Source organism: Clostridium acetireducens DSM 10703 (assembly GCF_001758365.1).
Taxonomy (GTDB): Bacteria; Bacillota; Clostridia; order Clostridiales; family Clostridiaceae; genus Clostridium_C; species Clostridium_C acetireducens.
Genome location: NZ_LZFO01000007.1, coordinates 47339 through 59167 on the forward strand (window position 1 = coordinate 47339; position 11829 = coordinate 59167).

The 11829-nt window shown below is 32.6% G+C and carries 12 protein-coding genes; all 12 read right to left on the bottom strand.

Annotation, left to right across the window (positions count from 1 at the left end; genetic code table 11):
• Nucleotides 1–19 precede the first annotated feature (19 nt).
• The 12 genes from rpsS to rpoC all read right to left on the bottom strand — a co-directional run bounded on the left by rpsS (nt 20) and on the right by rpoC (nt 11817).
• Complete coding sequence (gene rpsS, locus CLOACE_RS03380; RefSeq protein ID WP_070109642.1) at nt 20–304, bottom strand: 30S ribosomal protein S19; 285 nt, start codon at nt 302–304, stop codon at nt 20–22.
• 65 nt (nt 305–369) lie between these two features.
• A complete protein-coding gene (gene rplB, locus CLOACE_RS03385) occupies nt 370–1203 on the bottom strand; it encodes a 50S ribosomal protein L2 (protein WP_070109643.1) in 834 nt (277 codons plus the stop codon).
• Between the two features lie 65 nt (nt 1204–1268).
• Entirely contained in the window at nt 1269–1562 is a 294-nt protein-coding gene (rplW, locus tag CLOACE_RS03390) for a 50S ribosomal protein L23 (RefSeq protein WP_070109685.1), read from the bottom strand.
• 1 nt (nt 1563) lies between these two features.
• Nucleotides 1564–2184, bottom strand: coding sequence for a 50S ribosomal protein L4 (gene rplD / locus CLOACE_RS03395; protein ID WP_070109644.1), 621 nt, complete (start codon nt 2182–2184; stop codon nt 1564–1566).
• Nucleotides 2185–2213: 29 nt separating this feature from the next.
• Complete coding sequence (rplC, locus tag CLOACE_RS03400) at nt 2214–2843, bottom strand: 50S ribosomal protein L3 (RefSeq protein ID WP_070109645.1); 630 nt, start codon at nt 2841–2843, stop codon at nt 2214–2216.
• A gap of 54 nt (nt 2844–2897) precedes the next feature.
• Nucleotides 2898–3206, bottom strand: coding sequence for a 30S ribosomal protein S10 (rpsJ, locus tag CLOACE_RS03405; RefSeq protein ID WP_070109646.1), 309 nt, complete (start codon nt 3204–3206; stop codon nt 2898–2900).
• A gap of 313 nt (nt 3207–3519) precedes the next feature.
• Entirely contained in the window at nt 3520–4713 is a 1194-nt protein-coding gene (gene tuf / locus CLOACE_RS03410) for an elongation factor Tu (RefSeq protein WP_070109647.1), read from the bottom strand.
• A 29-nt stretch (nt 4714–4742) separates the two neighbouring features.
• Nucleotides 4743–6806 (bottom strand): elongation factor G, encoded by a 2064-nt coding sequence (gene fusA / locus CLOACE_RS03415; RefSeq protein ID WP_070109648.1) that lies wholly within the window; start codon nt 6804–6806, stop codon nt 4743–4745.
• 78 nt (nt 6807–6884) lie between these two features.
• Nucleotides 6885–7355 (bottom strand): 30S ribosomal protein S7, encoded by a 471-nt coding sequence (rpsG, locus tag CLOACE_RS03420; RefSeq protein ID WP_070109649.1) that lies wholly within the window; start codon nt 7353–7355, stop codon nt 6885–6887.
• 139 nt (nt 7356–7494) lie between these two features.
• Nucleotides 7495–7872: a 30S ribosomal protein S12 gene (rpsL, locus tag CLOACE_RS03425; RefSeq protein WP_070109650.1), complete on the bottom strand. Its 378-nt coding sequence runs from the start codon at nt 7870–7872 to the stop codon at nt 7495–7497.
• A 58-nt stretch (nt 7873–7930) separates the two neighbouring features.
• Nucleotides 7931–8173, bottom strand: a complete 243-nt coding sequence (locus tag CLOACE_RS03430) for a ribosomal L7Ae/L30e/S12e/Gadd45 family protein (protein ID WP_070109651.1) — start codon at nt 8171–8173, stop codon at nt 7931–7933.
• Between the two features lie 116 nt (nt 8174–8289).
• Nucleotides 8290–11817: a DNA-directed RNA polymerase subunit beta' gene (gene rpoC / locus CLOACE_RS03435; RefSeq protein WP_070109652.1), complete on the bottom strand. Its 3528-nt coding sequence runs from the start codon at nt 11815–11817 to the stop codon at nt 8290–8292.
• Nucleotides 11818–11829: the final 12 nt, after the last annotated feature.

Consider the following 11829-nt stretch of genomic DNA (forward strand, 5'->3'; position numbering starts at 1 on the left):
TGGTTACCTCCTTCCTGGATTATCCTAATTTTGATGATTTTTCAGTTTTGTCTGCGTGTCCTCTGAAGGATCTAGTTGGCGCAAATTCTCCTAATTTGTGTCCAACCATATCTTCTACTACATATACTGGTACATGTTTTCTTCCATCATGTACTGCAATAGTATGACCTATCATTTCCGGAAAAATTGTTGAACTTCTTGACCATGACTTTATAACTTTTTTTTCACCAGATTTATTCATTTCTTTTATTTTCTTTAAAAGTGACTCTTGTATATAAGGTCCTTTTTTTATTGATCTACTCAATCTTATTTGCCTCCCTTCACAACCTACATAATAGTCTGGAAGAGAATATTAATATTCTCTTCACACTACTTATCGTTTCTTCTCTTAACAATAAATTTATTTGAGTATTTTTTATTTTTTCTAGTTTTAAGACCAAGTGCTGGTTTACCCCATGGAGTAAGTGGACTTGTGTGTCCTATTGGTGCTTTACCTTCTCCTCCTCCGTGTGGGTGGTCATTAGGGTTCATTACTGAACCTCTTACTGTTGGTCTTACTCCTAAGTGTCTCTTTCTTCCGGCTTTACCTATGTTTATGATTTCATGTGTTACATTTGATACAGTTCCGATACATGCTCTGCATTCAATTCTTACATATCTTACTTCACCACTTGGAAGTCTAACTTGAGCATAATTTCCTTCTTTAGCCATAAGTTGTGCTGAGCTTCCTGCTGCTCTAACAAGTTGAGCTCCTTTACCTCTTGATAACTCTAAATTATAAATAAAAGTACCTACAGGTATATTTTTAATTGGAAGACAATTTCCAGGTTTTATATCTGAATTTTCTCCGGACATAATAGTATCTCCAACTTTTAATCCTACTGGAGCAATTATGTATCTTTTTTCTCCATCAGCATAAATTACAAGAGCTATGTATGCTGTTCTATTTGGATCATATTCTATTGTTGCTACTTTAGCTGGTATATTATCTTTTTCTCTTTTAAAATCTATTATTCTATATTTTCTTTTTGCTCCACCACCAATGTGACGAACAGTTATTTTGCCTTGATTATTTCTACCACCTGTTCTATTAATATTGGCAAGAAGAGATTTTTCAGGTACATTTGTAGTTATTTCTTCAAATGTACTTACTGTCATATGTCTTCTTGCAGGAGTGGTAGCTTTAAATCCTTTAACTGCCATTTCATTCCCTCCTTTTTAGCTTATCTGGCTTTCAAGCCAATACCTGCTTTTTTTAATTTCCTAAATTACATACCTTCAAAAAATTCTATTGGTTTGCTATCCTCAGTTAACTTAATAATAGCTTTTTTGTAATCAGGTCTTTTTCCGTAGTGAACACCCACTCTTTTATTTTTTCCTAAACTTCTTATAGTTTTAACATCTTCTACTTTAACTTCAAAAATTTCTTCTATAGCTCTTTTAATTTGTGACTTATTAGCACGTATATCAACAACAAAGGTGTATTTTCTATCGTTCATAGAAGCCATACTTTTTTCTGTTATAATAGGTCTTCTAATTAAATCATAATTTGTTAGCTTCATTTTAAGCATACACCTCCTCAATTTTTGATACAGCATCTTTTGTTACTATAAATTTATCATATTTTAATATATCATAAACATTTAAATTATTTACAGGTAACACTGCTACTCCTTTAATATTTCTAGCTGATTTATATACATTTTCATTTGATTCAGCTGTTACTATTAAAGTTTTATTTGCATTAAAAGCATTCAACATTTTAACTATTTCTTTAGTTTTTGGTGCTTCTAAGTCTAAATTATCTAATACAACTATTTGACTTTCAGCTACTTTTGATGAAAGTGCAGATTTTATAGCAACTCTTCTCATTGATTTTGGAATAGATATTCTATAATTTCTAGGTTTTGGTGCAAATACTATTCCACCATGTATCCATTGAGGAGCTCTTATTGAACCCTGTCTAGCTCTACCTGTTCCTTTCTGTCTCCAAGGTTTGATTCCGCCCCCTGAAACTTCAGCTCTAGTTTTAGCTGATTGAGTTCCTTGTCTTTTATTGGCTAACTGTGCAACAACAACTTGATGTAATGCACTTTTATTAATTTCAGCTGCAAAAATGCTATCTAAAAGTTGAATATCTCCTATTTTCTGTCCTTCCCTATTAAATAATCCTACAGTAGGCATTTTTCTGTATCCTCCTTTCTCTAATTTATTTAAGCTTTAATTGTATTTCTAATAACTACATATCCTTTATTTGGTCCTGGTATTCCACCTTTAATTAATATTAAATTCTTTTCTGGTAATACTTTAACTACTTCTAAATTTAAAACAGTAGCTTTAACGTGTCCCATATGACCAGCACTCTTCATATTTTTAAAAGTTCTTGATGGGTATGATGATGCTCCCATTGAACCTGGTGCTCTGTGGAATTTTGAACCGTGACTCATAGGTCCTCTATGAGCATTCCATCTTTTAATAGTACCTTGGAATCCCTTACCTTTTGAAATACCTGATACATCAATTTTATCTCCTGCTTCGAATACATCTGCTTTTATTTCTTGTCCTACTTCGTATTCATTAACATTTTCTAATCTAAATTCTTTTATTAATTTTTTATAAGAAATATTAGATTTATCAAAATGTCCTTTCATTGGTTTGTTTACTAACTTTTCTTTTATATTACCAAAAGCTACTTGAATAGCTTCATATCCATCTTTTTCAACAGTTTTCTTTTGAACAACTACGCAAGGTCCTGCCTCTACTACTGTAACAGGAACAACTTTTCTTTCGTCATTAAATATTTGAGTCATTCCAAGTTTTCTACCTAAAATAGCTTTTTTCATAGTTTACACCTCCCTAATTTATTAGCGGATCGCTTTAACAATCATAACAAATTATTATAATTTAATTTCAATATCAACACCTGCTGGCAAATCTAGCCTCATTAAGGCGTCAACAGTTTTTGGAGAAGGACTCATTATATCTATTAATCTTTTATGAGTTCTTATTTCAAATTGTTCTCTTGCATCTTTATACTTATGTGGAGCTCTTAATATAGTTACAACATCTTTTTCAGTTGGTAGTGGAACTGGTCCTGCTACCTTTGCTCCTGTTGATTTTGCAGTTTCCACAATTTTTTCAGCTGATTGATCTAATATACTATGATCAAAAGCCTTTAATCTTATTCTTATTTTTTGTTTTGCCATTTCTATTTCCCTCCTTTTCATGCACGCTTTACTTCTTACGTGCAACAGCGGATATGTTCTGTAAACTGCTCCGGGTGTTGCATATTTTATTTCACAACACACCATACAGAACCACCGTCGCATGGTTCGTGACCATACATACTCAGCTAAGAATTACCCGGAAGCCCGGCAACCTCTTGCCTCATCGCTGTTACCACATTACAACTTCTTAAGTATACAATATTTTTTTTAATTTGACAAGTATTTTTAATATAAAATTCAATTCATGTAGTAAAATTTTTATAAAAAATGGGGAGAATCCCCCCCATTCAAATTATTCAATTATGCTAGTAACAACACCTGAACCTACTGTTCTTCCACCTTCTCTTATAGCAAATCTTAATTCTTGATTCATTGCTACTGGTGTTATTAATTCAACTCTCATGTCTATGTGATCTCCTGGCATTACCATTTCTACTCCTTCTGGTAGTGCTATTGTTCCTGTTACGTCTGTTGTTCTGAAGTAGAATTGTGGTCTATATCCATTAAAGAATGGTGTATGTCTTCCACCTTCTTCTTTCTTTAATACGTATACTTGACCTACAAATTTTTTATGTGGTTGTACTGAACCTGGTTTTGCTAATACTTGACCTCTTCTTATGTCTTCTCTTTGTACTCCTCTTAGTAATGCTCCTATGTTATCTCCTGCTTCTGCTTCATCTAATAACTTTCTGAACATTTCTACTCCTGTTACTACTGTCTTTTTCTTTTCATCTGTCATTCCTACGATTTCTACTTCGTCGCCTACTTTTAATATTCCACTTTCAACTCTTCCTGTTGCAACTGTTCCTCTTCCTGTGATTGTGAATATGTCTTCTATTGGCATTAAGAAGTCTTTATCTGTTGCTCTTTGTGGTGTTGGTATATATTCATCTACTGCTGCCATTAATTCACCTATGCATTTTGTTGCTTCTTCATCATCCATGTTTTCTAATGCTTTTAATGCTGATCCTACGATTATTGGACAGTCATCTCCTGGGAATCCATATTCATTTAATAGTTCTCTTACTTCCATTTCTACTAATTCTATTAGTTCTGGATCGTCTACTTGGTCTGCTTTATTTAAGAATACTACTATATATTCAACTCCAACTCTGCTTGCTAGTAGTATATGTTCTCTTGTTTGTGGCATTGGACCATCTGCTGCTGATACAACTAAGATAGCTCCATCCATTTGTGCTGCTCCTGTTATCATGTTCTTTACATAGTCAGCGTGTCCTGGACAGTCTACGTGTGCATAGTGTCTGTTTTCTGTTTCATATTCTACGTGTGATGTATTTATTGTGATTCCTCTTTCTTTTTCTTCTGGTGCTTTATCTATTTCATCATATTTTGTTGCTTGGGCTTTTCCGTCTTTTGATAATATTGTTGTTATTGCTGCTGTTAATGTTGTTTTTCCATGGTCTACGTGACCTATTGTTCCTATGTTTACATGTGGTTTTGTTCTTTCAAATTTTGCTTTTGACATTTCTTTTTCCTCCTTAAATACCTTGTTTTTTATTTTTCGCCAATTATTTTTTCTTGAATATTTTTTGGCACATCTTCATAATGGTCAAATTGCATAGTATAATTTCCTCTTCCTTGAGTTCTTGATCTTAATGTTGTAGCATAACCAAACATCTCTGAAAGAGGTACAAATGCTTTGATTACTTCAGCACCTGATCTTGGTTCCATTCCTTCTATTCTTCCTCTTCTTGAGTTTAGATCTCCCATTACGTCTCCCATGTATTCTTCTGGCATAACAACTTCTACTTTCATAACAGGTTCCATTAATACTGGATCTGCTTTTTGCATAGCATTCTTAAATGCCATAGAACCTGCTATTTTAAATGCCATTTCTGATGAGTCTACATCATGGTATGAACCATCAACTAATTTAACTTTAAAGTTTATAGTTGGATATCCTGCAATTATACCTGTTTCAGAAGCTTCTTGAATTCCGTTATTAATAGCTGGGATGTATTCTTTAGGTATAGCTCCTCCAACAATAGCATTTTCAAATTCATATGCACCTTCTGTAGGAGTCATTTCTATCCAACAATGTCCATATTGTCCACGTCCTCCAGATTGTCTAACAAATTTACCTTCTGCTTTAACTGGTTTTCTAATAGTTTCTTTATATGCAACTTGTGGTTTTCCTACGTTACATTCAACCTTAAATTCTCTTTGAAGTCTATCTACTATAATTTCAAGGTGAAGTTCTCCCATACCTTCTATTATTGTTTGACCTGTTTCCTGATTTGTATAAGTTCTAAATGTTGGATCTTCTTCAGCTAATTTTGCTAAAGCAATTCCCATTTTTTCTTGACCTGCTTTAGTTTTTGGTTCTATGGCTACAGATATAACCGGTTCTGGGAATTCCATATTTTCTAATACTATTACACTATTTTCATCTGATAAGCTATCTCCTGTTGTAGTATCTTTTAATCCAACTATTGCTCCTAAATCTCCTGCTAATAATTCATCAACTTCTTCTCTGTGATTAGAATGCATTCTAACTAATCTACCAATTCTTTCTCTCTTACCTTTATTTGAGTTATACACATATGTACCGCTCTTCATTACTCCAGAATAAACTCTAGTAAAAGCTAATTTACCTATAAATGGATCTGTAGCTATTTTAAATGCTAAAGCTGACAAAGGTTCCTTATCATCTGCTTTTCTTTCTTCTTCTTCTCCTGTATTTGGATTTATTCCCTTAACTGGTGGTATATCTAATGGTGAAGGCATATATCTTACTATAGCATCTAACATTAATTGAACACCTTTATTTTTATATGCTGAACCACAAAGTACAGGCACTATTTCATTGCTCAATACACCTTTTCTTATGGCAGCATGAATTTCTTCTTCTGTTATTTCTTCACCTTCAAGATATTTCATCATTAATTCTTCATCTAATTCTGCTATAGATTCTATCATAGATGTTCTATATTCTTCAGCAATTTCTTTCATATCTTCTGGTATATCTTCTTCATCCATTACAGTTCCTAAATCATCTTCATAAATTATTGCTTCATTTTTAACAAGATCTATTATTCCTCTAAAAGTATCTTCTTTTCCAATTGGTAATTGTATTGGAACTGCATTAGCTTTAAGTCTTTCATTTATAGTACCAACAGACATAATAAAGTCTGCACCTAATTTATCCATTTTATTTACGAAAACCATTCTTGGTACTCCGTATTTATCTCCTTGTCTCCATACTGTTTCTGTTTGAGGCTCAACACCACTTTTAGCATCTAGTATTGTAACTGCTCCGTCAAGTACTCTTAAAGATCTTTCAACTTCAACTGTAAAATCTACGTGTCCTGGTGTATCAATTATATTTACTTGGTGATTTTTCCAAAAGCAAGTTGTTGCTGCTGATGTTATAGTTATTCCTCTTTCTTGCTCTTGTTCCATCCAGTCCATTGTAGCTGCACCTTCGTGAGTTTCTCCTATTTTATGAGTTTTTCCTGTATAAAACAATATACGTTCTGTAACTGTTGTTTTTCCAGCATCTATATGAGCCATTATTCCTATATTACGATACTTATTTAATGGATATTCTCTTGCCACTTATATTTCCTCCTAACCAAAGCTATAAATTAAAATTTTAGAAAACTGTTTTGGCTGAAACCAAAACAGTTTTTATTATTAATATCTATAATGTGCAAAAGCTTTATTAGCTTCAGCCATTTTATGAACTTCTTCTCTCTTCTTAACAGCTGCACCTGTATTATTCGCTGCATCCATTATTTCAAAGGCTAATCTTTCTCTCATGTACTTTTCGCCTCTTTTTCTAGTTGCAACTAATAACCATCTGATTCCTAATGTTTGCCTTCTTTCTGGTCTTACTTCAATTGGAACTTGATATGTAGCACCACCTATTCTTCTAGCTTTTACTTCTAATAGTGGCATTATATTGTTCATAGCAGCTTCAAAAACTTCCATAGGATCTTGGTTTGTTTTTTCCTTAATTATATCAAATGCTGCATAACATATTTTTTGTGCTACACCTTTTTTTCCATCTAACATGACTCCATTAATTAACTTAGTAATAACCTTACTATTATACATTGGATCTGGTAATACATCTCTCTTTGCTATATATCCTTTTCTTGGCACTTTCCTTCCCTCCTTAACAATTTAAAATTTAAATCATAGGTACTCGGTCTTTATGACCGCAAAGTGCTTTGTACTCCTGCAATCATTATATATAAAATTATTTATCTATATCAAAAGCTGAAGACATTGCACTATAACATTATTTTTGCTTTGGTCTCTTAGCACCATACTTAGATCTTGATTGCATTCTGTCTGCTACTCCAGCAGCATCTAATGCACCTCTAACTATATGATATCTTACACCTGGAAGGTCTTTTACCCTTCCTCCTCTTATAAGAACAACACTGTGTTCTTGTAAATTATGTCCTACTCCTGGAATGTAAGCTGAAACTTCATATCCATTTGTAAGTCTAACTCTTGCTATTTTTCTTAAAGCTGAGTTTGGCTTTTTTGGAGTTGCTGTCTTAACTACAGTACAAACCCCTCTTTTTTGAGGACATTGTTTTAATGCTGGTGCTTGAGACTTAGCTGTGCTTGCTTTTCTGCCTTTTCTTATTAACTGACTTATTGTTGGCATATCTACACCTCCTTAGTAAATACTATCTATTAAATAAATTAAGTTATAAACGTAAAATTTATTCTTTTAAAATTAATGCAGTAGCTGCTCCTACATTAATCCCACAAAGCTTTCCCAACTTTTTCATTGTCTCTACATATTCTATATCTACAGAATTATCTCTAGCTACTTCTTCTAATCGATTTATTAAATTTTCATCTGCATCTTTTGCTATATAAATTTTAATTCCTTTTCTATTTTTCATGAATTTTAGAGTTTGTTTAAGCCCAATAACTTTCTTTCCTGTTAGCCTATCGACCATTTTAATTCCTCCCTATGATCATGTTATAAATAAAAGTTTTTTCCCTTATTTAAAACACACAGGTGTATTTTATCATTTTACAGCTACCATGTCAATAAACTAATAATATTAAGCTTTTATTTAACATTTGTTAATTTATCTTCATCATTTTCTTTTTCAGTACTTATTCTTATAGATCTATATCTTGTCATTCCTGTACCAGCTGGTATCAACTTACCAATTATTACATTTTCTTTTAATCCTAGTAATGGATCAACTTTTCCTTTTATTGCAGCGTCCGTTAATACTCTAGTAGTCTCTTGGAAAGATGCAGCAGACAAGAAAGATTCTGTTGCAAGAGCAGCCTTAGTTATTCCAAGTAATGCTATTCTTCCTTTAGCAGGCTCTCCTCCATTTTCTTTTACTTTTCTATTTTCTTCTTCGAAATCAAATATATCTATCATGGTTCCTGGTAGTAACTCTGTATCTCCCGATTCTTCAATTTTAACTTTTCTAGTCATTTGTCTAATTACTACCTCTAGATGTTTATCATTTATATCAACACCTTGAAGCCTATATACTTTTTGAACTTCTGAAAGTAAATAGTTTTTAACTCCCTTAACGCCTTTTATTCTTAGTATATCATGAGGATTAACAGAACCTTCTGTTATTTCATCTCCTGCATTTATATACTCTCCATTACTAACTTTTAGCCTTGAACCAAACGGTATATCATAGCTTATTTCTTCTGAATCTGTTACTACATAAACTACTCTTTTCTTTTTTGTTTCTTCTATTCTTATAGTTCCTGATACTTCACTTACTATAGCTATTCCTTTAGGCTTTCTAGCTTCAAATAATTCTTCAACTCTAGGTAAACCTTGAGTTATATCTGATCCTGCAACTCCCCCTGTATGGAATGTTCTCATTGTAAGCTGAGTTCCTGGTTCTCCTATAGATTGAGCTGCAATTATTCCTACTGCTTCACCTATATTAATTTTATCTCCTGTAGCCATATTCATTCCATAGCATTTAGAACAAACTCCATGTTTAGATTTGCATGTAAATACTGATCTTATTTTTACATTTTTAATTCCTACTTTTTCTATTGTTTCTGCTAATTTTAAATCTATATATCCATTTCTCTTAACTATTATTTCTCCTGTTTCAGGATTTATTATATCTTCACCTGCATATCTACCTGAAAGTCTTTCAGATAATGATTCTATTATTTCATTTTCTTCCCTTATTTCCGAAACTTCAAATACTTCTTCAGTTCCACAATCCTCTTCCCTTACAATAACATCCTGACTTACATCTACTAATCTTCTAGTAAGATATCCAGAGTCTGCTGTCTTAAGTGCAGTATCTGCATTTCCTTTTCTAGCACCATGAGTAGATATAAAGTATTCTAAAACATCCAATCCTTCTCTAAAAGAAGCTCTTATAGGTAATTCTATAATTTTTCCAGAAGGATTAGCCATAAGCCCTCTCATTCCTGCAAGTTGTTTTATCTGACTCTTAGAACCTCTGGCTCCTGAATCTGCCATCATAAATATAGGATTAAATTTATCTAAGTTTTCCATTAAAGCATCTGCTATGTCTTCTGTGGTTTTAGTCCACTTATCTATTACTCTTTGGTATCTTTCTTCTTCAGATATAAATCCTCTTCTATACATTTTTTCTATTTTGCCTATAGTTTGATCTGCTTCTGCTAATAACTTTTTCTTATCTTCTGGTACAACCATATCTGAAGTTGATACTGTAATAGCACCTATAGTAGAGTAATGGTATCCCTTAGCTTTTATTTTATCCAACATTACAGATGTTTCTGTAGCACCGTGTTTTTTATAACACTTTTCTATAATTTTACCAAGGTTTTTCTTTTTAACAAGAAAATCTATTTCCAATTTAAATTTGTTTTCTGGTTTGCTTCTATCTACAAATCCTAAATCTTGAGGTATGGATTCGTTAAATATAATTTTTCCTGGAGTTGTTTCTACTATTCCAGTAATTTCTTCTCCGTCTTCTACTTTTGTAATTTTTACATTTATCTTGGCATGTATATCAATTTGTTTTAATTGATAAGCCATTATGACTTCATCTGGTGAAGAAAAAAATCTTCCTTCTCCTTCTACACCTTCTTTATTCATAGTTAAGTAATATGATCCTAATACCATATCCTGAGTAGGAACCACTACTGGTTTTCCATCAGAAGGTTTTAATATATTATGAGCTGCAAGCATTAAAAATCTTGCTTCTGCTTGGGCTTCTACTGAAAGTGGAACGTGTACCGCCATTTGGTCTCCATCAAAGTCTGCATTATAAGCAGTACATGCTAAAGGATGAAGTTTTATAGCTCTACCTTCTACTAATACTGGTTGAAAAGCCTGAATTCCTAATCTGTGAAGAGTTGGAGCACGGTTTAACAATACAGGATGATCTGATATAACTTCTTCCAATACATCCCACACTTGAGATTGAACTCTTTCTACCATTCTCTTGGCACTTTTAATATTTTGAGATAAGCCTTTTTCTACTAACTTTTTCATTGCAAAAGGTTTAAATAACTCAAGTGCCATTTCTTTTGGTAGACCACATTGATACATTTTTAGTTCTGGACCAACTACAATAACTGAACGTCCTGAGTAGTCTACACGCTTTCCTAATAAATTTTGTCTAAATCTTCCTTGCTTACCTTTTAGCATATCTGATAAAGATTTTAAAGGCCTATTACCTGGTCCAGTTACCGGTCTTCCTCTTCTTCCATTGTCAATCAAAGCATCTACTGATTCCTGAAGCATTCTTTTTTCATTTCTTACTATAATATCTGGTGCTCCTAAATCTAATAGTTTTTTAAGTCTATTATTTCTATTTATAACTCTTCTATATAAATCATTTAAATCAGATGTTGCAAATCTTCCTCCATCAAGCTGAACCATAGGTCTTAAATCTGGTGGAATTACAGGTATAACATCTATTACCATCCACTCTGGTCCATTTCCAGACTTTCTAAAAGACTCTACTACTTCTAATCTTCTTATTATTCTAACACGCTTTTGTCCTGTACTATTTTTAAATTCTTCTTTTAATTCTTTAGATAATTCATCTAAATCTATCTTTTCTAAAAGTTTTTTTATAGATTCTGCTCCCATTCCAGCTGTAAAGCTTTCTTCTCCATACTTTTCTATTGCTTCTCTATATTCTTTTTCATTTAAAAGCTGTTTTTTCAATAAAGGAGTTTCTTTAGGCTCTAATACTATATAAGAAGCAAAATATAATACCTTTTCTAATGCCCTTGGTGACATATCTAGTATAAGTCCCATACGAGATGGTATTCCTTTAAAATACCATATATGAGATACAGGGGCAGCTAGTTCTATATGCCCCATTCTTTCACGTCTAACTTTAGATTTTGTCACTTCAACTCCACATCTATCGCATACTATTCCCTTATATCTTATTCTTTTATATTTTCCACAATGGCATTCCCAATCTTTGATAGGTCCAAAAATTCTTTCACAAAATAACCCATCTCTTTCTGGTTTTAATGTTCTATAATTTATTGTTTCAGGTTTTTTAACTTCACCTTTTGACCACTCTCTTATCTTTTCTGGTGAAGCTAATCCTATTTGCAATGCATCAAAATTATTTAATTCAAACAAGGGTATATCCTC